Origin of the sequence: Amycolatopsis acididurans, assembly GCF_012328925.1 — a bacterium.
Lineage (GTDB): Bacteria > Actinomycetota > Actinomycetes > Mycobacteriales > Pseudonocardiaceae > Amycolatopsis_E > Amycolatopsis_E acididurans.
This window is the reverse complement of record NZ_JAAXLS010000069.1, coordinates 1-21,691: the sequence shown is the minus strand read 5'-3', so window position 1 is coordinate 21,691 and position 21,691 is coordinate 1. Positions and strand designations below refer to the sequence as shown.

26 protein-coding genes are annotated in these 21,691 nt (G+C 71.6%); 16 read left to right on the top strand and 10 right to left on the bottom strand.

The annotated features are described in order from the left end of the window. The 6 genes from HFP15_RS39195 to arsM all read right to left on the bottom strand — a co-directional run bounded on the left by HFP15_RS39195 (window position 1) and on the right by arsM (window position 6,566). Entirely contained in the window at window positions 1-3,195 is a 3,195-nt protein-coding gene (locus tag HFP15_RS39195) for a glycosyltransferase (RefSeq protein WP_168523149.1), read from the bottom strand. A 1-nt stretch (window position 3,196) separates the two neighbouring features. Next, on the bottom strand, window positions 3,197-3,472 hold the full coding sequence (locus HFP15_RS39190) for a hypothetical protein (protein ID WP_168523147.1): 276 nt from the start codon (window positions 3,470-3,472) through the stop codon (window positions 3,197-3,199). A 138-nt stretch (window positions 3,473-3,610) separates the two neighbouring features. After that, window positions 3,611-4,579, bottom strand: coding sequence for a glycoside hydrolase family 18 protein (locus HFP15_RS39185; protein ID WP_168523145.1), 969 nt, complete (start codon window positions 4,577-4,579; stop codon window positions 3,611-3,613). A gap of 120 nt (window positions 4,580-4,699) precedes the next feature. After that, complete coding sequence (locus HFP15_RS39180) at window positions 4,700-5,314, bottom strand: DUF305 domain-containing protein (protein WP_312871973.1); 615 nt, start codon at window positions 5,312-5,314, stop codon at window positions 4,700-4,702. Window positions 5,315-5,369: 55 nt separating this feature from the next. Then, complete coding sequence (locus HFP15_RS39175; protein WP_168523143.1) at window positions 5,370-5,765, bottom strand: hypothetical protein; 396 nt, start codon at window positions 5,763-5,765, stop codon at window positions 5,370-5,372. Window positions 5,766-5,807: 42 nt separating this feature from the next. Continuing rightward, window positions 5,808-6,566, bottom strand: coding sequence for an arsenite methyltransferase (arsM, locus tag HFP15_RS39170; RefSeq protein WP_168523141.1), 759 nt, complete (start codon window positions 6,564-6,566; stop codon window positions 5,808-5,810). Window positions 6,567-6,663: 97 nt separating this feature from the next. On the opposite strand from arsM, the gene HFP15_RS39165 reads away from it, so the two are divergent. From HFP15_RS39165 to HFP15_RS39155, 3 genes are read left to right on the top strand one after another with little or no spacing between them, the layout of a single operon-like run. Beyond that, window positions 6,664-7,017: an ArsR/SmtB family transcription factor gene (locus HFP15_RS39165; RefSeq protein ID WP_168523139.1), complete on the top strand. Its 354-nt coding sequence runs from the start codon at window positions 6,664-6,666 to the stop codon at window positions 7,015-7,017. After that, window positions 7,014-8,084, top strand: coding sequence for an ACR3 family arsenite efflux transporter (arsB, locus tag HFP15_RS39160; RefSeq protein ID WP_168523137.1), 1,071 nt, complete (start codon window positions 7,014-7,016; stop codon window positions 8,082-8,084). The genes HFP15_RS39165 and arsB overlap by 4 nt, the downstream gene beginning before the upstream one ends. 33 nt (window positions 8,085-8,117) lie before the next feature. Then, window positions 8,118-8,522 (top strand): arsenate reductase ArsC, encoded by a 405-nt coding sequence (locus tag HFP15_RS39155; RefSeq protein WP_168523135.1) that lies wholly within the window; start codon window positions 8,118-8,120, stop codon window positions 8,520-8,522. 9 nt (window positions 8,523-8,531) lie between these two features. On the opposite strand, the gene HFP15_RS39150 is transcribed toward HFP15_RS39155, so the two are convergent. Further along, window positions 8,532-9,131, bottom strand: coding sequence for a TetR/AcrR family transcriptional regulator (locus HFP15_RS39150; RefSeq protein WP_168523133.1), 600 nt, complete (start codon window positions 9,129-9,131; stop codon window positions 8,532-8,534). Window positions 9,132-9,262: 131 nt separating this feature from the next. On the opposite strand from HFP15_RS39150, the gene HFP15_RS39145 reads away from it, so the two are divergent. After that, a complete protein-coding gene (locus tag HFP15_RS39145; protein WP_168523131.1) occupies window positions 9,263-9,844 on the top strand; it encodes a VOC family protein in 582 nt (193 codons plus the stop codon). Then, window positions 9,828-10,472 (top strand): carboxymuconolactone decarboxylase family protein, encoded by a 645-nt coding sequence (locus tag HFP15_RS39140; RefSeq protein WP_168523129.1) that lies wholly within the window; start codon window positions 9,828-9,830, stop codon window positions 10,470-10,472. Before HFP15_RS39145 ends, HFP15_RS39140 begins: the two co-directional genes overlap by 17 nt. A 26-nt stretch (window positions 10,473-10,498) precedes the next feature. Here the strand turns inward: HFP15_RS39140 and HFP15_RS39135 are convergent, their stop codons facing one another. Genes HFP15_RS39135 through HFP15_RS39125 form a run of 3 tightly spaced genes read right to left on the bottom strand, consistent with a single transcriptional unit; the run spans window position 10,499 to window position 12,788 of the window. Further along, on the bottom strand, window positions 10,499-10,729 hold the full coding sequence (locus tag HFP15_RS39135; RefSeq protein ID WP_168523127.1) for a ferredoxin: 231 nt from the start codon (window positions 10,727-10,729) through the stop codon (window positions 10,499-10,501). Between the two features lie 11 nt (window positions 10,730-10,740). Further along, on the bottom strand, window positions 10,741-11,925 hold the full coding sequence (locus HFP15_RS39130; protein WP_168523125.1) for a cytochrome P450: 1,185 nt from the start codon (window positions 11,923-11,925) through the stop codon (window positions 10,741-10,743). A gap of 26 nt (window positions 11,926-11,951) precedes the next feature. After that, window positions 11,952-12,788, bottom strand: coding sequence for a mycofactocin-coupled SDR family oxidoreductase (locus HFP15_RS39125; protein ID WP_168523123.1), 837 nt, complete (start codon window positions 12,786-12,788; stop codon window positions 11,952-11,954). Between the two features lie 91 nt (window positions 12,789-12,879). Here HFP15_RS39125 and HFP15_RS39120 point away from each other — a divergent pair, with 91 nt between their 5' ends. The 11 genes from HFP15_RS39120 (at window position 12,880) to HFP15_RS39070 (ending at window position 21,515) form a co-directional block, all read left to right on the top strand. Beyond that, window positions 12,880-13,479: a TetR/AcrR family transcriptional regulator gene (locus tag HFP15_RS39120; protein ID WP_168523121.1), complete on the top strand. Its 600-nt coding sequence runs from the start codon at window positions 12,880-12,882 to the stop codon at window positions 13,477-13,479. Window positions 13,480-13,551: 72 nt separating this feature from the next. Then, a complete protein-coding gene (locus HFP15_RS39115) occupies window positions 13,552-14,010 on the top strand; it encodes an ATP synthase subunit B family protein (protein ID WP_168523119.1) in 459 nt (152 codons plus the stop codon). Beyond that, on the top strand, window positions 14,010-14,930 hold the full coding sequence (locus tag HFP15_RS39110; RefSeq protein WP_168523117.1) for a hypothetical protein: 921 nt from the start codon (window positions 14,010-14,012) through the stop codon (window positions 14,928-14,930). Before HFP15_RS39115 ends, HFP15_RS39110 begins: the two co-directional genes overlap by 1 nt. Further along, on the top strand, window positions 14,917-16,218 hold the full coding sequence (locus tag HFP15_RS39105; RefSeq protein ID WP_168523115.1) for a V-type ATPase 116kDa subunit family protein: 1,302 nt from the start codon (window positions 14,917-14,919) through the stop codon (window positions 16,216-16,218). The genes HFP15_RS39110 and HFP15_RS39105 overlap by 14 nt, the downstream gene beginning before the upstream one ends. Further along, the gene (locus tag HFP15_RS39100) at window positions 16,215-16,637 is read left to right on the top strand and encodes an ATP synthase subunit C (RefSeq protein WP_168523113.1); all 423 of its coding nucleotides are present in this window, start codon (window positions 16,215-16,217) and stop codon (window positions 16,635-16,637) included. The genes HFP15_RS39105 and HFP15_RS39100 overlap by 4 nt, the downstream gene beginning before the upstream one ends. A 2-nt stretch (window positions 16,638-16,639) precedes the next feature. Next, window positions 16,640-16,858, top strand: coding sequence for a V-type proton ATPase subunit F family protein (locus tag HFP15_RS39095; RefSeq protein WP_210718463.1), 219 nt, complete (start codon window positions 16,640-16,642; stop codon window positions 16,856-16,858). Next, window positions 16,855-17,370: a V-type ATP synthase subunit E gene (locus HFP15_RS39090; protein ID WP_168523111.1), complete on the top strand. Its 516-nt coding sequence runs from the start codon at window positions 16,855-16,857 to the stop codon at window positions 17,368-17,370. The genes HFP15_RS39095 and HFP15_RS39090 overlap by 4 nt, the downstream gene beginning before the upstream one ends. After that, entirely contained in the window at window positions 17,367-19,091 is a 1,725-nt protein-coding gene (locus HFP15_RS39085) for a V-type ATP synthase subunit A (protein ID WP_312871971.1), read from the top strand. Before HFP15_RS39090 ends, HFP15_RS39085 begins: the two co-directional genes overlap by 4 nt. Continuing rightward, the gene (locus HFP15_RS39080) at window positions 19,088-20,470 is read left to right on the top strand and encodes a V-type ATP synthase subunit B (RefSeq protein ID WP_168523107.1); all 1,383 of its coding nucleotides are present in this window, start codon (window positions 19,088-19,090) and stop codon (window positions 20,468-20,470) included. Before HFP15_RS39085 ends, HFP15_RS39080 begins: the two co-directional genes overlap by 4 nt. Then, window positions 20,467-21,084 carry a V-type ATP synthase subunit D gene (locus HFP15_RS39075; RefSeq protein ID WP_168523105.1) on the top strand — a complete coding sequence of 206 codons (618 nt, stop codon included), beginning with the start codon at window positions 20,467-20,469 and terminating at the stop codon, window positions 21,082-21,084. The genes HFP15_RS39080 and HFP15_RS39075 overlap by 4 nt, the downstream gene beginning before the upstream one ends. Further along, complete coding sequence (locus tag HFP15_RS39070; protein ID WP_168523103.1) at window positions 21,081-21,515, top strand: universal stress protein; 435 nt, start codon at window positions 21,081-21,083, stop codon at window positions 21,513-21,515. Before HFP15_RS39075 ends, HFP15_RS39070 begins: the two co-directional genes overlap by 4 nt. Window positions 21,516-21,691: the final 176 nt, after the last annotated feature.

Here is a 21,691-nt window from a genome sequence, read left to right as displayed (position 1 = left end):
TCATCCGCCGACTGTAGTCGTCCGCTCGGGCAGGGTGAAGGTCCGCCGCGACGGGCCTTGCTTGACCAGATTCTCCAGCCGGCCCAGCACGATCATCGGCAGCAGGACCGCGAGGACCGTGAACCCTGTCTGCAGCCCGCTGTTCCAGTGGCCGAGCCGGTCCTCGGCCCACAGCGCGACGATCGGCGCCACCGGATGCCACAGGAAGACCGTCAGCGTCCTGCGGTTGATCGCGGCGAATGCCCCGGCGAGCAACGGAATCCGGGTCAGCCACCGCATCGGTGGCCGCGCCATGAGCACCACCAGCACGAGCGCCCCACCCTCCAGTGCCTGCGCCAGCGGCACGTTGTTCACGTCCGGCGAAGCGTGCGAGCGCGCCAGCAGCCACGCCACGCCGATCCCGGCGGCGAGCACCGCCGCGGCCACGAGAATCTCGGGGCGCACGCGGCGGAAAACCCCTTCGCGATGGGCGACGCCCAGCACCCAGCAACTGCCGAAGGTGCCGAAGTCGAGGATCGCCTGCGCGAGCGGTCCCGCGTTGCTCAGCGGCGAGCCGAGCACCGCGTCGAACGCGACCAGCGCCAGCGGCACCGACAGCGCGACGACCGGGCGGCGGCGGACCGCCCGCACCAGCAACGGGGTCAGCAGCACGAACCACAGCGCCGCACGCGCGAACCAGACGCCGCTCGCCGCGTCGCCGGACCAGTCGCTGACCGGCGGATCCAGCACCGGCACCACCCAGAACGCGAGGCTGGACAAGCTGACCTGCCGCCACGGATGCGCCAGCATCAGCGGCACCAGCACCAGCCCGAAGACCCACAGCGGCGGGAGGATCGCGACGATGCGGTCCCGGACCACGTCGACGACCGGCCGTGCGCGCATGGACCGGGCCATGAGCGAACCGCCGAGCCCGAACAGCACCGCGGTCGACGGGATGACGCCGAGCCACCGCGCACCGGTGATGTGGTAGACCACGACCGCGCTCAGTGCGAGCACACCGGCCAGATCGAGCCACCGCTCGCGACCGGCCGCGGGCGGCGCGGAGGCCGGTACCGGTGCGCGGACTTGCGCCACCTTCGTGTGCGCGGGCCGTGGCGTGCTCTCGCGTACGATCCCCTCCAGCACACCGATGCGCCGCATCCGCTGCCAGCGCACGCGGACCCCGGCGGCCGCGGCGATCAGCGACTGGCCCAGCACCAGATACATCAGCTGGCGGTACACCAGTTGCTGCGCGGGCAGTAACCACAACGGGCCCAGCGGTTCCCCGTCCAGGCGGAACGCGATCACGGCACCGACGGCCTGTATCGCCATGACCAGCGACCACAACAGCAGCGTCACGCCGGGATCGAGGAAGAACAGGCCGTAGACGAAGAAGACGTCGATCAGCGGCGCGGTGACCGGCAGCAGCACCTGGAACGCCCCGACGTGCAGCAGCCCGGCCCGGCCGACCCGGCCCGCGGGGCCCCGTTCGACGATCGCGTGCCGGTGCTTCCACACCGCCTGCATGGTCCCGTAGGTCCACCGGTAGCGCTGCCGCCACAACTGCCGGAACGTGGCGGGCACCTCGGTCCACGCCATCGCGTGTTCCTCGTACAGGACACGCCAGCCTGCCCGGCCCAGCGCGATGGTGAGGTCGGTGTCCTCGGCCAGCGTCTCCTGGCTGACCCCGCCGACCTCGAGCAGCGCGGAGCGGCGGAACGCGCCCGCGGCACCCGGCACGGTCGGCATGGACTGGAACCGGTCGTGCACCCGGCGGTCGACGTTGGACCCGACGACGTACTCGATGTGCTGCAGGGTGGTGAGGAAACCGTCCCGGTTGGCGACCTTGACGTTGCCGGCGACCGCGCCGACGGCGGGGTCGGCGAAAGGCTGCACGAGCAGGTGCACCGTGTCGGGTTCGAACACGGTGTCCCCGTCGACCATGATCACGAGATCGTGCCGTGCCAGCGCGATGCCGGTGTTGAGCGCGGCCGCCTTGCCGCCGTTCTCGCGCCGGATCACCCGGACCCGTGGCAGGGCAAGGGATTCCACCAGATCGGCCGTTCCGTCGGTGGAGCCGTCGTCCACCACCACCACTTCCAGCGGGTGCCTGCCCGCCAGGAACGAGCGGATCGCGACCTCGATGTTGGCCCGTTCGTTGTAGGCGGGCACGATCAGCGACACCGGCTCGGTGACCGGCGGCCCCCACCGGTGACGCGGATCGTGGCGGCGCCGGGCGTGTGCCCGCGCGACGATCACCATCAGCGCGAGCCGTACGAGCACCAGCACGCCGACGAGCAGCAGGATCCACTGCAGCACCGTCACCAGCGACAGCGCGATGCCGACCGCGGTGACCAGGAACGTCCCGGCGATCCGCGCGGAGCCGGGGGCGGGCTGGTTCGCCGGTGGCAGGCCGACCGCCCCGCTGACCGTGTCGAACCGGTAACCGCGCGCCTGCATCATCGGGATGTAGCGATCCAGCGCGGCCACCGTTTCCGACCGGTCCCCGCCGGAATCGTGCATCAGCACGATCGAACCGCGCTGGCCCTGCGGGGTCGCGTTGGCGATGATCGCCGCGACGCCGGGCCGCTGCCAGTCCTCGCTGTCTTCGTTGGTGAACACGCTGACGTAGCCGAGCGAACCGGCGGCGAGCACCGTGCGGTAACCGAGATCGTCGAGCGCGTCGGTGGAGGAGGAATACGGCGGGCGGAACAAATCGCTGGTCACGCCCGCGGCACCGGCCAGCGCGAGCTGGGTCTCGTAGAATTCGCGGTCCATCCGCCACTGCCCGACGTCCACGAGATCGGGATGCGTGAAGGTGTGCAGTCCCACCGCGGACCCGGCGTCACGGATCTCCCGCAGCAGGTACGGCCTGCTGCTCGCGCGTGAGCCGACGACGAAGAACGTGGCCGGGACGTGGTACTTGCGCAGAATCGAGAGCACCTGCGGGGTCCACGTCGGATCGGGCCCGTCGTCGAAGGTCAGCGCGATCGTCTTGTCCGGAATGGACCGTGCGGTGACGGGCTGCCGCGTCGCGTCCACCACCGGCCCGCCGTCGCGGACAGCGGAGGGCACGGTGGAATCGCCCACCGGATCGTGCGCCAGATTGTCGCTGGTGATCCCGGCACTGGCGTAGCCGGCCAGGATCAGCATGACGCCGAGCACGCACACCATCAGCCCGGCGAACACCCACGGCATCCGGATCCGCCGCAGCATGTCAGGGCTCCTCGTCCGCGGGCGTCGTGGTGACGGGCTGGCTCGTCGGAGCGCCCGCGGGCCCTGCCGAACCGCCGACGTGGCCGGAGAGATCCGGGCCGGCCCGGTCGATCAGCAGCAGCCCGACCGCGCACAGGAAGCCGACACAGACGAGTGCAACACACCATGCGGCCACGCGCATCGCGGGACGGCGGTACCCACGCCGGTCCACGAACACCGGCCAGACGAAGGGGCCCTCCTCCGAATCGGGAGGAGGACACCCGGTTCCGGAAACCATTCCGGTACCCCCCGGGTGATCGATCCGCACCTGGATGAGCAACCTGGGTCTTGGGCCTCACTGTGCCTTTCGCCCCGGCCCTGCCTGTTGTTACCCAAATCCGCGGCGGTGTATCGAACCGTCACCGATTCGTTCTTGTCACGGTCGTGAGATCAGGGCGCGCGTGAAATCGAGCGGCGCCTGTGCCACGCCGCTGCAGTCCGCCCGCGCGGTGGCGGCGCCGGGACAGCCGCCGTTATCCCTTGCCAGGGACCAGAATCCGAAGAACGCGATGCGATGCGCGTCCGCGTAGTCACGCAAGGTTCCGGCATCGGCGAGGGTCGTGATGGGTCCCGTGTCGTTGCGGCCCGCCATAAAGGTCAGCCCGAGCCGGCGGTAGGCGGCGTCGAGCCCGCCGGCGGGCCAGATCCGCGCGAGCTGACCGGTCACCGTGTCCGCCGCGGCGGTGAGCGCGGAACTCCAGTCGCGGGTGGCGGGGAAGTTCATGACCATCGCGTTCACCGTCGGCTCGATCCCGCGCGCCGCGAGCGCCCGCACCATGTCCAGCCCGTTGGCGTCGAGCCCGCGGCGATCGTCGGCGACCTCGGCGGTGACGACGACCCGGATGCCGAGTTCGTGCTGGATCGTGGACACCGCGTCGGCCACGAGATCGACCGGGACGCGGGTCTCGACGTCGAGGTCGAGCGTGTCGGCGTGGGCCGACGCGAGCACCGTCCGGTACGCGGTGGCCAGGTCCGTGGCCGTCGCGCACGTGTTCTCCAGGTAGGTGCCCGACGCGCCGCCACTGGCGACCGCGACCGAACCACCGGCCGCGGTCACGGCGCGCACGATGTCCGCCGCGGGACCGGCACCGGGCGGCGTGTCCCCGTTCCATGCCGGTGCGCACCGGCCGTCTTGGGCGAGCGCGAACGCGAGCACGAAACGCCGCACGGGGGCGCCTGCCAGCGCCGCCGCGGCGGCGGAGGCCCCACGCGGATCGGCGGTGACGTAGGGCGCGACGATCGCGGGCGCGCCGGGCGTAGTCGTGGCGCCGCCGTCGCATCCGGTCAGCGAAGCGAGCGCGAGCGCGAGGATGCTCAACCACGCCTTGCCTGGCCGGGGTGTCATATGCCGTCGCCGATTCGTGTCGTGGAAACGCGGTGCCGGTCATGACCATGGTGCCGCGCACGCGCGGTCCGGTCCAGCGGAGTCCTGGGGTGGGGAGCGCGTCGCTCCCCACCCCGCGGCTCACACGGTGGTCAGCAACTGCCGCATCTCGGTGATCTCGGCCGTCTGGCTGTCGATGATGCGCTGCGCCAGGGCTTTGGCGTCGGGGTTGCTGCCCTGCGCCAGTTCGGTCTTGCCCATCGAGACGGCGCCCTCGTGGTGCTCGACCATCATCTGCAGGAACATCTTGTCGAAGGCCGCGCCGCCGGCCTGCTGGAGTTTCTGCATGTCGGCGTCGCTCATCATGCCCGGCATCGAGTCGTTGCCCATGCCGGGCATCGACGCCATCGTGCTCGCGGGAGCCGCCGCGCCCCACTGCCCGAGCCAGGCGGTCATCTGCTGGATTTCCGGGTCCTGTGCCTTTTCGATCCGGTCGGCCAGATCCTTGACCTGGCTGTTCGTACTCCGCGACGCGGCCAGGCCTGCCATCTCCACGGCCTGCCGGTGGTGCGGGATCATCTGCTGCGCGAAGGTGACGTCGGCCGCGTTGTGCGAACCGGCCTGCGCCGAGGCGGACGCCGGTGCCGAGGCGCTCATGCCCATCCCGCTGTGCGCGGAGTCGTCGCCACTGCCGCAGGCCGCCAGCAGGCCCGCGGCGGCAATAGACACGGCGATACCCAGAATTGTCTTGTTCACGATGTTCTTCCTTCGGTGTCTGGTGTCGTGCTGGACGCGAAAAAACCGCGTCACGTCACAGCCGCAACACGCACACCGAAGCGAGCAGGGACCGGCCGCCCGGTCTGTCCGGACGGTCCGGGGCGCGCGCGAGCGCACGCGGGCGGAGTAGCCGGTGCCCGCCGGTGAGCCGGGCGAAGCCGATGGCCAGCAACAGCACCAGCAGCGCGCCGGCGAGGAGTTGCCCGAACACGGCCAGGCATTGGTGCAGCATCGCGCCCATGCCTTGCTCGTCGGGCATGGGCGCGGGCGACACCGCCGGGGCGGGACCGGTCGTCGTGGCGGCCACGGCGACCGCGCCGTGGCCGGGAGACATCTGGTCGACCGGCGTGTGGTGCATGAAGACCAGGCTCACCGCCAGGATCGCGAGCAGCGTCCAGCGCGCCAGGTGGTGGCGGCGGGCGATGCTCATGGCCATACGGTAACCCGCGCACCGGATACCGGCACGAGTCGGTCAGCCGTTGGCGGCCGGCTTGACCGCGCGCACGATCGCCGAGTGCATGCCCTGCGCCGCGGCGTGGGTCGGGGTGATGCCGATATCGGTGAATCCGGCCGCGGCGAGCCCGGCGCGGTACTCGGCGAAGGACAGGGCACCGGCGATGCAGCCCACGTAGTCGCCGCGGGCGGCGCGGTCGGCGGGTGTCAGGTCGTCCTCGGCCACCACGTCGCTGATCCCGATCCGCCCGCCGGGCGCCAGTACCCGGAACATCTCCGCGAACACGGCGGGCTTGTCGACCGAGAGGTTGATCACGCAGTTGGAGATGACCACGTCGACCCGGTTCGCCGGCAGCGGGACGGCCTCGATGTGCCCCTTGAGAAATTCCACATTGGACGCTCCGGCTTTGCGGGCGTTGTCCCGGGCCAGCGCGAGCATCTCCTCGGTCATGTCCAGCCCGTACACCTTGCCCGCCGGGCCCACGCGCCGCGCGGACAGCAGCACGTCGATCCCGCCGCCCGAGCCGAGGTCCAGCACCGTCTCACCCTCGCGCAGCTCGGCGACGGCGAGCGGGTTCCCGCAGCCGAGGCTGGCCAGCACCGCTTCGCCGGGCAGCTCCTCGCCACTGAGGTCGCCGTACAACCCGCCGGTGAGCTCGCTCGGCGAGCACGAACCCTCCCCGCAGCACGAGCCGCGCTCGCCTTCGGTGACCGCCACCGCCGCCGCGGCGTAGCGCTCCCGGACCTGCTCGCGCACCTCGTCGTCCTTGTCTGGCATCGGGTCGCTCCTTCATTCTTTAATCGACCGCTGTCGATGAATAGCGTGCACCTCTGCCTAGATGGACGTCAAGATAGAGGCATGTTTAAATTGACGTATGTCGAATCAGAGCCCGGACGCCTGCGCGCCGGCGTGTGGCGCGCCGCTGGTGCGGGAGCCGTTGACCGGACCGCAGGCCGAGGAACTCGCGCGGCTGTTCAAGGCCGTGGCGGATCCGGTGCGGTTGCGGCTACTGTCGCTGATCGCCTCGCACGACGGGGGAGAGGCCTGCGTCTGCGACCTCACCGGCGCGTTCGAGCTGACCGGGCCGACGATCTCGCACCATCTGAAGGTGCTGCGTGAGTCCGGCCTGATCACCGGCGAGCGGCGGGGCACCTGGATCTACTACCGTGCCGAGCCCGCCGCCCTCGCCCGCTTGTCGGCGGTGCTGCAGCCGGCGGTGGTCGCGTGAGCCACACGGACACCCGCCCGGACGGCGTGGTCGCGAAACTGTCCGCTCTGGACCGTTTCCTGCCGGTGTGGATCGCGGCCGCCATGGTCGCCGGGCTGCTGGCCGGACGCTGGATCCCCGGGCTCGGCACGGCGCTGAACGCGGTCGCGGTCGACGGGATCTCGCTGCCGATCGCGCTCGGGCTGCTGGTGATGATGTACCCGGTGCTGGCCAAGGTCCGCTACGACCGGCTCGACACCGTCACGCGAGACCGCAGGCTGCTGCTGCCGTCGCTCGTGCTGAACTGGCTCATCGGCCCGGCGCTGATGTTCGCGCTGGCCTGGCTGCTGCTGCCCGATCTGCCGGAGTACCGCACCGGACTGATCATCGTCGGCCTCGCCCGGTGCATCGCCATGGTCATCATCTGGAACGACCTGGCCTGCGGCGACCGGGAGGCCGCCGCGGTGCTGGTCGCGCTCAACTCGGTGTTCCAGGTGGTCATGTTCGGTGTGCTCGGCTGGTTCTACCTCTCGGTCCTGCCCGGCTGGCTCGGCCTGGCGACCACCGATCTCGCGGTGTCGGGCTGGCAGATCGCCAAGAGCGTGCTCATCTTCCTCGGCATCCCGCTCGTGGCCGGATATCTCTCGCGCAGGCTGGGCGAACGCGCCAAAGGCCGCGAATGGTACGAAAGCCGGTTCCTGCCCAAGGTCGGGCCCATCGCGCTGTACGGGCTGCTGTTCACCATCGTGATTCTCTTCGCCCTGCAGGGGCACCAGATCACCAGCCGCCCGCTCGACGTCGCCCGCATCGCGCTGCCGCTGCTGGCCTACTTCGCGCTCATGTGGGCGGGGTCCTACCTGTTGGGCAAGGCCATCGGGCTGAGCTACGAACGCACCACCACGCTCGCGTTCACCGCCGCGGGCAACAACTTCGAACTCGCCATCGCGGTCGCGATCGCCACCTTCGGCGCCACCAGCGGGCAGGCACTGGCCGGAGTCGTCGGCCCGCTCATCGAGGTACCGGTCCTGGTCGGGCTGGTCTACGTCTCGCTCGCGCTACGCGGCCGTTTCGCGCATCACCGGCCCTGACACCCGTTCACCGCCACACTCCCCGGAGCTGCCATGTCCACCCCCGAGGTTCTGTTCGTCTGCGTCCACAACGCCGGGCGCTCCCAGATGGCCGCGGCCCTGCTCGACCATCACGCCGCCGGGCGCGTCACCGTCCGCTCCGCCGGGTCCGCCCCCGCCGGCACCATCAACCCCGCCGTCGTCGAGGTGATGAACGAGATCGGCCTGAACCTGACCAAGGAATTCCCCAAGCCGCTGACCACCGAAGCCGTCGAAGCCGCCGACGTCGTGATCACCATGGGCTGCGGCGACGCCTGCCCGGTCTTTCCCGGCAAGCGTTACCTGGACTGGGAACTGGAGGATCCGGCGGGCAAGCCCGCCGAGCGGATCCGCCCGATCCGGGACGAGATCGACCGCCGCGTACGGGCTCTGCTCGCCGAACTCGACCGTCCCGAATAGACACTCAGCTCAGCCGGGCAGGCCGAGGGCCCGCGCGGTGAGCGCGTCGAGGGTGTCCAGGAGGGTGCCGGCGTCCGGGCCCCCGTCGTGCACCAGCCACAGGTACAGCGAGTGGTCGACCATGGCGGCGAGCGCGCGGGCGGCCATCCGGGGATCGAGGGTGGCGTCCACGGCCCCGTCGCGCTGCCAGCGGCGGATCGCGCGCGCCGACCGTTCGACATGCCACGCCCGGTGCGCGCGGCGGCGGCCGGCGAACTCCTCGTTGAACGTGGCCACCTGCTCGACGATCGCCATCAGCCGGGCGTTGCGCCGGTAGGCCTCGTAGTAGGCGCGGTTCACCCCGCGGATGCGCTCGGCCGGGGTCGCCGCGGTGGCGGGCTCGTGCGTGGTCATGTCCTCGAACAGCCGGTCGGCCAGTTCGAAGAACACCGCTTCCTTGGTGGGGAAGTAGGTGTAGAAGCTGCCGTAGGCGACCCGGGCACGGCGGGTGATGTGCGTGATCCGGGTGTCGAGAAACCCCTGTTCCTCGAACACTTCGCGCGCGGCGAGCAGGATCCGCTCGCGCGTGCGGGCACCACGCTCGGTCAGTGCTGCCACGGCTTCGGGCATCCGGGTCACTCCCTTGACAAGTTCCGTTCCGGGGAACAGGCTGCCAGCATCGGATGAACTTGATCTGACTGTCAAGTCAACTTGCGTGCGGGCGCCTCCGGGTTGCCGCGCGGAGATCGGCAGGAGGTCTGATGAGCAGCCGCAACACCGAGTTCGAACTCGGCGGAATCAACCATCTCGCGCTCGTGTCGTCCGACATGCGGGCGACGATCGACTTCTACTCGGGCGTGCTCGGCATGCCGCTGGTGAAGACGCTGGAACTGCCCGGCGGCATGGGCCAGCATTTCTTCTTCGACTGCGGCGGTGGTAACCAGATCGCGTTCTTCTGGTTTCCCACCGCGCCCGACGGGATGCCGGGGGTGTCCGCGCCGGCGTCCATGCCCGGTGCCGGTGAGCTGACCAGCGCCGTCGGCTCGATGAACCACGTCGCTTTCCACGTTCCCGTCGAGAAATTCGACGAGTACCGGGAAAAGCTGCGGAGCAAGGGTGTCGCGGTGAGCCCCGTGCTCAACCACGACGACAGCCCCGCCGGGGTTTCGCGGGACGTCCACGAAGGCACGTTCGTCCGCTCGTTCTACTTCCAGGATCCCGACGGCGCGCTGCTCGAATTCGCCTGCTGGATGCGCGAATTCACCGACGCCGACGTGTCCCACGAACCGCGGACGGCCGCCGACCGCGTTCTGCCCGAGGAGCGGCATGCCCCGATTGCGTGAGGTTCGGCGAGCCGAGGTCAGCGACGACCGGATCCGCTACTACTACGACCGACTGTTCGCGCCCGACCGCGACCCTGCGGTGGATCACGGCACGGCCACCGGTTCCCCCGGCGACTGGTGGACGGTGTTCGCCCTCTCACCCGAGGTCTTCCGGCACGCGGTGCGGGGTTTCGCCCTGTATCGCGAGGCCAGGCTCGACCCGGTGCTGCGCGAGCTGGGCCAGTGCCGGGCCGGCTGGGCGCGGGGCAGCACCTTCGTGTTTTCCCAGCACTGCAAGCAGATGCGGGCGCTGGGTGTGTCCGAGGAACGCATCCAGGCGATCCCGCACTGGCAGACCGCGGACTGTTACTCGGAGCTGGAACGGGCGCTGCTGGCCTACACCGATGGCCTCGTGCTCGACGGCGGTCGCGTGCACGACGAGATCTTCACGATCCTGCGCGCGCACCTGCCGGACGAGGAAATCCTGCTCTTCACCTACATCACCTGCATGTACGACATGCACGCGACGATCAGCAAGGCGCTGCGCCTGGAGTTCGACAACCGGGACGAACCGGTGCACGAGGTCGCCGCCCCGGACGGTTACGGCTCCCGCGACATCGCCGACGACCTCGCCGGGGACGGGCGATGAGCTGACGAGCGCGCACCGCCGGACCGTTACGGTGGTGGGAAGATCTGCGTTCCCGTGTCGGCGCCGGTGATGGTGATGGCCTCCACCGGGCATCCTTCGGCGGCGTCGCGCAGTGCCTGGCCCGGTGGCACGGTGTCGGCGAGGGGAATGCCCTGCCCGTCGCCGTCGAGGGTGAGTGCGTCCGGGGCGGTCGCGGCGCACAGTCCGGTGTGGACACACATGTCGTGGTCGACGGTCACCCGCCAGCGTTCGGTCATGGCGGTGCCTTTCAGCCGACGATGAGGGGGAGGGCCTTGTAGCCGCGGACGGTGGAGGTCTGGGCGAGTTCGGCGTTGTCCCAGTCGACTTCCCAGCTCGGGAAGGCGCCGAGGATTTCCTCCGCAGCGATGCGTCCTTCGAGCCTGGCCAGCGCGGCGCCGAGACAGTAGTGCGCGCCGACGCCGAAACTGAGCTGCTGGGCGACTCGGTGGATGTCGAAGGTGTCGGGATCGTCGTAGCGGCGGGGATCGCGGTTGGCGGCGGCCTGGATGAACAGCATGGCGCTGCCCGCGGGCACGGTCTGCCCGTACCACTCGGCGTCGCGGGTGACATACCGTGCGGTGAACGGGCCGGTCGGTTCGAAGCGCAGGATTTCCTCGATCGCGTTGGGAATGAGCGACGGGTCGTCGACGAGTTCCCGCCGTTGCCCGGGATAGCGGGCCATGAGGGCGCCGAACCACCCGATGAGCCGCCCGGTCGTCTCGTTGCCCGCACCTGCGACGACCGTGCAGTAGGTGAGCACCTCGTCGTCGGTGAGCGTGCGCGTGACACCGTTCTCGTCCTCGAACTCGGCCGTCATGAGTTCGGTCATCAGGTCGTCGGAGGGATTGTTCTTGCGCCAGGCGATGTAGTCCTTGAACACCTCGAAGCTCAGCAGGCCTTCCTGGCTCATCCGCTGCCCGTCCTCGGTGGCCAGCGTGGCGTCGGTCTGGTCGCGGATGGCGGCCTGGTCGGCTTCCGGGATGCCGAGCAGCATCCCGATCACGCGCATCGGCATCTGCGCGCTCACCGCCTCGACGAGGTCGAACCGGTCCGTGTCACGCACGGGATCCAGTGCGCTCCGGCAGAACGCGCGGGCCTGCGGTTCGAGCATCGCGATGCGGCGCGGGGTGAAGACCCGGGCGAGCAGGCGGCGGTGCAGGTCGTGCACCGGAGGGTCCTCGAAGATCAGAGTGCCGGGCGGGATCTCGATGCCGGATTGGATGAGATCCAGGATGTCACCCTTGGTGGAGGTGTAGGTGCGCCAGTCGGCGAGGCCGCGCTGCACGTCGGCGAACCGGGAGACGGCGTAGAAGTTGTGCTTTTCGTTGTGGTAGAGCGGCATTTCCTCGCGCAGGCGCGCGAAGACCGGGTGTGGTTCGCGGGCGAGCGCGGCGTCGTAGGGGTCCCAGTACAGTTCGGCGACGGTGCTCATGACAACACTTCCTTGTGCCGGCCGGCTTATTTGACCAGGGCCCCGGCGTCGATGGGCAGGGTAACGCCGGTGAGAAACCGGCCTTCGTCGGAAGCCAGGTACAGCACGGCATTGCTGATGTCGAGCGGCTCCACCCACGGTGTCGGCAGCAGATGCATGCTCTGCGAGACCGCCGCGAAGTCGTCGACCGTCGGGTTGTCCAGGTCCGGCCGGAACATCTTGTAAGTGCGCTCGTGCATCACCATCGGCGTGTTGACCTGGCTCGGGTGCAGGGTGTTGACGCGGATGTCGCGCGGGCCCAGTTCGACCGCCAGCGTGCGCATCAGCCCGACGATGCCGTGCTTGGCGGCGACGTAGTGGCCGATGTGCGGATGGCCCTTGAGGCCGCCGACGGAGCTCGTGATGATGATCGACCCGCCGCGGCCGCCCGCGAGGAGGTGCGGGATCGACACCTTCGCGGTCAGCCACACCCCGGTGAGGTTGATGTCGATGGTGTCGCGCCAGACCTTCTCGGTCATCTTGTCGAGTGTGGTGCCGTCGCTGCCGATTCCGGCGTTGGCGACGACGATGTCCAGGCGCCCGAACTGCCGCACGCCCTCGTCGACCGCGGCCTCGAGCGCGTGGTGGTCGCGCACGTCGGCCTGTACGGCGTGGATGCGCCGCCCCAGCGCTTTCACCCGCGCGGCGGTCTCTTCCAGATCCTGGGGCGTGGACATCGGGAACGACACGCCGTCGAGCTGCCGGCAGACATCGATCGCGATGATGTCGGCACCTTCCTCCGCGAGCCGTACCGCGTGACTGCGGCCCTGCCCTCGGGCGGCGCCGGTGATGAAAGCGACCTTGCCCTCGACTCGTCCTGGCATCGCGACCTCATTCGGTGGGGTGGAGGGGAAACCGGGATGTTGAACAACTGTTTAACACCCTTCGCGAGCCGCCGTCAAGCACAATGAGCGCATGACACCGGCTCGACGCATGGGTTCCGAGGCATCCGAGACGCGCCAGTTGCTGCTCGACACCACCGAGCGGCTCATGCTGGCCGAGGGGTACGCCGCCGTCGGCGTGCGGCGGGTGGCGCGCGAGGCCGGTGTCGCGCCCGCGCTGGTGCTGTACTACTTCAAAACGCTCGACGATCTGTTCCTGGCCGTACTGAAACGGCGTGCGGACGGCGAACTGGAACGGCAGCGGCGCATCCTCGAGCAGAACCCGCCGCTGCGCGCGCTGTGGGAGCTGAGCCAGGATCCGGGCACGGCGCTGATCACGGAGTTCATGGCGCTGTCCAATCATCGCGAAGCCGTGCGCGTCGCGTTCGCCGCCGACGCCGAGCGCTACCGCAGGGCCCAGGTCGAGGCCATCGCCCGCACGATGGGCCAGGACCTGCCCGACGTCCCGCCCGCCGCGCTCGTCGTGGCCACCACGGCGATCGCGCGGATCCTCGGCATGGAGCGGGCGCTCGGGATCACCGAGGGGCACGCCGAAACCGTGACGCTCATCGAGGATCTGCTCAAGCGGTTCTACGGCGCCGCGCCGCTCGCGGCCGACAACGACCAGGGCTGACGACCAAAGTCCCCAGCCGGAGGGGAGTTCTTCCCTGGAGGCGTCTCCGCCCTCCGGCTGATGATCGGCGGCGTGACGATGCCGCGACTGCGCGACTTCCTGGAGCGGTTCCGCCCGGCCGGCACGCCGGGTGCGCCCGCGGGCCGCGGCGTGCCCGTGGACCGGGTCGCGGAGCGGGATCGTGAGCTGGGGCCGGTGTTCGCGCTGCTGGCCGACGCCGAGCGGGACGCGGACGCGATCCGGCGGCGAGCCGTCGCGGAGGGGGAGCGGATTCGCGCCGACGCGCACCGGCGCGCCGACGCGATCGTCGCCGGGGCACGGCAACGTGCCGAGGGACTGCGGGCGGAGGCGGCCGCGACCGCCCGTCGGCCCGCGGACGCGGAACGCGACCGTGCCACGCGCGCCGCCGCCGAAGCCGCGGAGCAGGTGCGGCGGCGTGCCGAGGAGCGGATGCCTGCTTATGTCGCCCGCGCGGTCGCCGCAGCCCGCGCCGCACTCGATCGCCTCGGCGAGCCGATGGTGCGGTCGTGATGGGCGCCGGATGGCTCACCGGTGACGTGCGCGGGCGAGCGCTGCTCACCCGCAGGCTCGGGACCGAAGGAGCGCGGCGGCTCGCCGCCAGCCCGTCCGCGGACGCCGCCATCGCCACCCTGTCGGCCGGTCCCTACGGCCGCTCCGTCCGAACCGGACAGTCCATTGCGGAGGCCGAGCACGCGGTCGCGGCGACCACGTTGTGGCATTTGCGCGTACTCGCCGGATGGCAGCCGCGAGAGGGTTCCGGACTGGTGCGGCACCTGTCGGGCTGGTTCGAGATCGCCAACGTGGTCGAACACGCGCGGGCGCTGGCCGGCCAGGAACCCGGCGGCCTGTTCGAACTCGGCAGGCTGGCCACCGCCTGGGCGCGCGTGGCGGAGTCCGGGTCGCCGCCGGCGTTGCGCGCGGCACTGACCGCGACCCCGTGGGAAGACCCGGGAGAGGGCACACCCGCGGCGGTCGCGGTGTCGATGGCACTGTCGTGGGCCTCGCGAGTGCAGGCCGCGGTGCCCGAGGCGGGGGAGTGGGCGGCGGGCGGTGCCGCGCTTGTCGTGGCACGCCAGCGTTTCGCGCTCGGTGCCGAGCTCGCCGAACCCGTGGCGCGCCGCGCCGTGACCATGCTCGGGCAGCACGCGGGCGACGGTGCGTGGGACGCGTTCGTGACCGGCCTGCGGACCTCGGCGCGCTGGGCACTGGCCGACGTCGCCGGCCCCGGCGAGCTGTGGCGGGCCGAGAACCGCTGGTGGGCAAGGGTTTCACGCGATGCCACAGTGCTGGTGAGCCGGCCACGGCCGGGCCGGGCCGCGCTGCTCGGCGTGGTGGCGTTCCTCGCGATCGACGCCTGGCGCGTGCGGGCGGCACTGCAGGTTGCCGCACGCGGCGGGCAGGCGCTGGAGATGTTCGATGAACTCGGCTGACCGGCGGCGCACGAGCGAACCGGTACGGATGCGGCGCGTGGCGGTCGTCGCGCCGCGCGAGGACATGCGCGCGGCACTCGTCGCGCTCGCCGAGGCCGGCACCGTCCAGCTGGACCAGGTTTCCGGAGAGCCACCCGTGGCCGACGACGAGCGGCTCACGAAGTACGTGGGAGCGGCCGCGTCGGACGCGAAGGTCGCGATGCTCGCCGGCTGGGCGCCGCAGGCGGAGCTGCCGGATCTGGCGGCGCGGCTTAGTGGCTTCGGCGGCGCCGTGGTCCCGCTGCCGACGCCGCGCGGCGTCGACCCGCCGACCCTGCTGTCCACGGGCGGCCAGGTGCGCACGTCGTTTTCCGCGCTGGTCCGCACCTACGGCACGGTGCCCTACTTCGACGTCGATCCGACGCCACTCGCGGGCTTCGCCTACGTCCTGATGTTCGGCATGATGTTCGGCGACGCCGGCCACGGTCTGCTGCTGCTCGCGGCCGCGCTGCTGTTGCGCGCGGGACGACCTCGCAGGTTCGCGTCGCTGCACGCGGCCTGGCCGTTCGTCGGTGCCGCCGGCCTGGCGGCCATCGTGTTCGGCGTGCTCTACGGCGAGTTCTTCGGCCCGACCCGGGTGCTGCCGGTGGTGTGGCTGGCCCCGCTGGACAGTCCCGTGCGGCTGCTGACCGCGGCGGTCGGGGTGGGCGCGGTGCTGCTCGCCGCCGCCTACGCGGTGGCGATCGTCAACCGCTGGCGGGAAGGCGGGCCCCGGCTGGCGGTCTACGCCTCGTCAGGCGTCGCGGGCCTGGCCGTGTTCCTCGGTCTCGGCGGGCTGGCGGGAGGACTCTACCTGCACATCGGCGCGCTGACGGCCGCCGGCGGGGTACTCGCCGCGCTCGGTCTCGTCCTGGCCGCCCTCGGTTTCCACGCGCAAGCGGGTGGCGGCGCGGGTGGTGCGGCGCAGGCGGGTGTCGAGCTGTTCGACACGGTGATCCGGCTCGGTTCCAACCTGTTCTCGTTCGCACGGCTCGCCGCCTTCGGGCTCACGCACGCGGCGCTGGGCTGGCTGATCTGGAGCGGCACCACCGGTCTGGTCCGCTCGGGATGGGCCGGCGCGCTCGTGGGTGTGGTGGTGTTCGCGGCAGGCAACGTGCTCGCGTTCGCACTGGAAGCGCTCGTCGCCGCCATTCAGGCGCTGCGGCTGGAGTTCTACGAGTTGTTTTCCCGGATCTTCGTCGGGGAGGGCAAACCGTTCCGTCCGTGGCGGCTGCCCGCGGCGGGCAACGACAAGGAGATGATGTCGTGAGTGCGTGGCTGATCGGCCTTCCCGTACCGGTCGCGGTGTTCCTGTTCGCGATCCGCCTGCTGCGCGGGCGGCGGCGGTCCGGGCTGATGGTGCTGCTGGGCATGAACGGGCTGCTGGCGGCGGGCGGGCTCGCGCTGTTGCTGTTCGTGCTCGCCGGCGGTCCGGCCGAGGCCGCGCAGACCGCCCAGGCCGCGCAGGTGACCACCGGGAACTGGGCGGCGCTGCTGGGGGCGGCGATCTCGGTGGTCGGCTCGTCGATCGGCGCGGCGATCGCGGTGGCCTACACCGGCGGCGCCGCGCTGGCGGCGATGAGCGAACGGCCGGAGATCTTCGGGCGCGCCATGGTGATCGTGGGTCTCGCCGAGGGCATCGCGATCTACGGGCTGATCGTGGCGATCATCCTCATCGGGCGGGCCTGACCATGGCCGGAGTCGCGGTGATCGGCGAGCGGGCGCAGGTGTCGGGCTGGGCGCTGGCCGGGGCCGTCGTGCACGCGGGGGAGGACGCGGCCCAGGTGCGCGAAGCGTGGCACGCCCTGGGTGACGACGTCGCGGTCGTCGTGCTCACGCCGGCCGCGTCGGCGCACCTCGCGGGGGAGACCGCGCGCGGCGGGCCGCTGACGGTGGTGTTGCCGGGATGACCGCCGAGGAGACGGCGGCCCTGATGCCCGTGCGGGAAGCATTGCTGGACCGGGCCCGGGCCGATGCCGATCGGACGCTTTCCGAGGCGCGCGCCGACGCCCGGCGCGCGCTCGAGGAAGCCGAGCGCGCGGCCACGCAGATCCGGGAACAGGCAAGCGACCAGGGCGAGGCGCAGGGCACGGAAGCCGCCGTGGCCGAGCGTGCCCGCGCGCGGCGGCTGGTGCGCGCCGCGGAACTCCGGGCGCGTTCGCGCGCCTACCAGCGGTTGCGCGCTCAGGTGGCGGCGGAACTGCGGAAACTACGCGCCGATCCGGACTATCCACGGTTGCTGGAACGCATGGCCGACGAGGCGCGCCGCGCGCTCGGCGAGGACGCCACGATCACCACGGCACCGGAGGGAGGCGTGCTCGCCGAGGGCGCCGGGGTGCGCGCGGACTACTCGCTGGACGCGTTCGCCGACCGTGCCGTCGCCGCACTCGGGCCGGACGTGGAAGGGCTGTGGGCGCCGTGAGCGGTCAAGACGCTCGCGTGCGCCGGGTGTCCGGTCCGCTGGTCGAACTCGACGCCACGACCGACGTCGCCATGCACGACACCGTCGGACTCGGGCCGTTGCGGATTCCGGGCGAGGTCGTCGCGATCCGGGACCGCGTGGTCACCGTCCAGGCCTACGAGTACACCGGCGGTCTCGCACCGGGGGACCCGGCGGCCACCGGGGGCGCGCCGCTGTCGGCGCGGCTCGGGCCGGGCCTGCTGGGGCACGTGTTCGACGGGCTGCTACGACCGCTGTCGGAGGCGCCCGCGTTCCTGGCCCCCGGTGGTGCCGCCGCCGGTGACGTCGTTTCCCGGGAGTTCCGGCCTCGCGTCGCCACGGGCGACGACCTCGGCGAGGGCGGGGTGCTCGGCGTGCTGCCGGGCGTCGGCGCGATCGAACACCGGCTGCTCGCGCCGCCCGGTGTGTCCGGTCCCGTCGAGTACATCGTGGACTCGGGAACCTACGCCGAGGACGCCGTCGTGGCGCGGGTCGCGGGCACACCGGTGCGGCTCGTGGAGCACTGGCCGGTGCGCACCCCGCGGCCCTATCGCGCCCGCCACGACGAGGTGGAGCCGTTGCACACCGGGCAACGAGTACTGGATTTGCTCTTCCCCGTGGCACGCGGTGGTTCCGCCGCGGTGCCCGGCGGATTCGGGACCGGGAAAACCGTGTTGCTGCAACAGCTCGCGAAGTGGTGCGACGCCGACGTGATCGTCTACGTCGGCTGCGGCGAACGCGGCAACGAGATGGCCGAGGTCGTCGCCGAACTGTTCGACCTCGCCGATCCGCGCACCGGCGGCACGCTCGCCGACCGCACCGTGGTCATCGCGAACACGTCCAACATGCCGATGATGGCGCGCGAGGCGAGTGTCCACACGGGAATGACGGTGGCGGAGTACTTCCGCGACATGGGCTACCACGTGGTGCTCATCGCCGATTCGACCTCGCGATGGGCCGAGGCCCTGCGCGAGTTCGGCTCCCGCACCGGCGCGCTGCCCGCCGAGGAGGGCTATCCGGCGGAACTGGCGTCGGCGCTGGCCGCGTTCTACGAGCGGGCGGGCGCGGTCGAGACACTCGGCGGCGGGTCCGGCTCGGTGACCGTCGTCGGGGCCGTCTCGCCGCCCGGCGGTGACCTGACCGAGCCGGTGACGGCGCACACCGAGCGGTTCGTGCGGTGCCGGTGGACGCTGGACCGGGACCTGGCCTACGCCCGGCATTACCCCGCCGTGTCGTGGTCCGGATCGTTCTCGCGCGACGCCGAGGCCATCGCAGCCTGGCACGCGCGCTCGGGCGACCCGCGGTGGCCGTCGCGACGGGGCCGGGTGACGGCCCTGCTGGCCGACGCGGACCGGCTGTCCGCGCTGGCCGAACTGGTCGGCACGGCGGCGTTGCCGGGGCACGAGCGCATGACGCTGCTGGGCGCGCGGCTGCTGCGCGAGGCGGTCCTGCAGCAGAGCGCACTGTCCACACAGGACGCTTTCTGCGCCGAGGAGAAGACGGCCGCGCTGACCGATGCCGTGCTCGCCGTCGTCGACGCCGCGCAGGCCGCGGTCGGCGCGGGTGCGCCGGCGGCCGTCATCGAGGACATCGACTTCTCACCCCTGGTACGGGCCAGGGAGGAGATCGGCCCGCGCGACGCGGGCGGAGTGCGTCAAGGCCTGGAGACGGTGCTGGCCGGACTGCGGGCGGCGGCACCGTGACCGGGGGCGTCGGCAGGGAGTTCACCTCGGTCCGGCAGCTGCGCGGCCCGCTGCTCGTGCTGGACCGGCTCTCCGGGGTGGGCTGGGACGAGTTCGCGCGGATCCGGCTCGACGGTGGCCCGTGGCGGCACGGGCAGGTGCTGGAGGTGGACCGCGACCTCGCCGTGGTCGAGGTGCTCGAAGGCACCGGCGGCATGGCGGCCGGCCGCACCGGCGTGGAGTTCAGCGGCGAGCCGCTGCACATCCCGGTCGGCCCCGGCTGGCTGGGCCGGGTGTGCAACGGGCGCGGCGAACCGATCGACGGCGGCCCGCCGGTCTTCGGGGCCACGCGAGCACCGGTTTCCGGCTACCCGATCAACCCGGTCCGCCGCGAACCACCCGCCGAGCCGGTGCACACCGGCATCTCGGTCATCGACGCGCTGACCACGTTGGTGCGCGGGCAGAAGCTACCGGTGTTCTCCGAGCCCGGGCTGCCGCACCTGGACCTCGCCACCCAGATCGCGGCACAGTCCAGCGCGGGCGGTGAACCGTTCTCGGTGGTGTTCGCCGGGATGGGCCTGACCCACGCCGACGCGGCACTGGTGCGGGACGCACTGGAGGAGCGGTCGGTCTCCGGCGAGCTGGTGCTGCTGCTCAACACCGCCGACGACCCGGCCATCGAGCGGATCGTCACCCCGAGGGTGGCGCTCACCGTGGCCGAGCACCTCGCTTTCACCGAGGGCAGGAACGTACTCGTGGTGCTGACGGACATGACCAGCTACGCGGAGGCGCTGCGGGAGGTTTCGGCCGCCCGCAACGAAATCCCGGCGCGGCGCGGTTATCCCGGCTACCTCTACAGCGATCTCGCCTCGCTGTACGAACGGTGCGGCCGGATCCGGGGGATGCCGGGCTCGGTGACGATCGTGCCCGTGCTGACCATGCCCGCCGGTGACCTCACGCATCCGGTGCCCGACCTGACCGGCTACATCACCGAAGGACAGATCGTGCTGACGACGGCGGCCCAGGCCATCGGCGGATATCCGCCGGTGGACCCGTTGTCCTCGCTGTCGCGGCTCATGCGGCACGGCGCGGGCCCCGGCCGCACCCGCGAGGACCACCTCGACCTGGCCGCGCAACTGCTGGCCGCGCTCGCGCGTGCCCGGCAGGTCCGGGAACTGGCGGATCTCGTCGGCACCGACGCGCTCAGCCGCACCGATCAGCACTACCTGGAGCTGGAGGGCGCGTTCCGCGCCGAGCTGGCCACGCAACGGCGAGACGAGGCCCGCAAGATCGACGACACGCTCGACCGCGCGTGGCGCGTGCTGCTGCGCCTGCCCCGGCGTGAACTGTCGATGCTGCCCGCCGCGCTGCTCGACGCGCACGGGGGTGAGCGGGAATGACGGTCCGGGTTCCGCCGGGCAGGGCCGGGCGGTTGTGGCTGCGGCGCAGGCTCGCGACCGCGACCACCGCCACGAGCCTGCTGGAGCAGAAACTGCGCACGCTGCAACAGGAACACCGCAGGCTCGAACTGCGCGCCCAGCACACCGCGGGGCAGTGGCGGGACAGCGCCGCGGAAGCCGGCCGGTGGCTGATACGGGCGGAACTGGCCGGTGGGCAGCGGGCGATCCGGCTCGCGACCACCGCCGACCTCGCGGACGTGACCGTCACGTGGAAAACCTCGATGGGCGTGAGCTACCCCGTGGAGGGCACGGTCACACCGCCGCGGCGCGCGCAGGGCACGGCCGTCTCGGGCGGTGGTGCGGTCGTGCGGGCGGCGGAGGCCCACCAACGGGCGCTGGAGGCCGCCGTGCGGCACGCCGTCGCGACCGAGGCGCTGCGCGTGGTGGAGCGGGAGATCGCGACGACGCGGCAGCGGGTCCGGGCGCTGGACCGGCGCTGGATCCCGGAGCTGCGGACCACGCTCGCCGAGCTGGAGCTCGCGCTGGAGGAACAGGACAGGGCCGAGGGTCTTGCCCGCCGGCGCGCCGTGCGAAACGCGGAGGTGTCACCATGATCCGCCGGATCCTGCTGCCCGTCGACGATTCGGCGGCCGCGCTCGCCGCGACGCGCACCGCACTCGAACTCGCCGCCGCCACCGGGGCGACCGTGCACGCACTGCACGTGGTCGCCGACCACATGCTCGGCGCCACACTGCGCGCGTCCACATCGTCCGATGTGGACGAACGTCGCGCGGCGGCGGCCGATTCGCTGCTGGCCCATGTCGCGAAACTCGCCCACGACGCGGGCGTGACCATGACGACCGAACAGGCCACGGGCGAGCCGGCGCGGTGCATCCTGGACCGCGCCCGGACCTGGCGCGCCGACCTCGTGGTGCTGGGCAGGGCGGATCACCGGGGCCCCGGCCAGCCCTACATCGGGCACCACACCCAGCACATCCTGGAGTTCGCCGAACAGCCGGTGCTCACCGTGCCCCGTCCGTCGTGAGCGGACGCGCCGGCCGCGAGCTCACGGCAGGGGCGCGTTCCAGGTGAGGCGGGTGCCGCCGGTGTCGCGGCGGGCGAGGTCGAGCTGGCCGCCTGTTTCGTGGGCGCGTTCGGTGAGGTTGTGCAGTCCGCTTGTGGCGACGGTGTCGGGGATGCCGATGCCGTCGTCGGTGACGT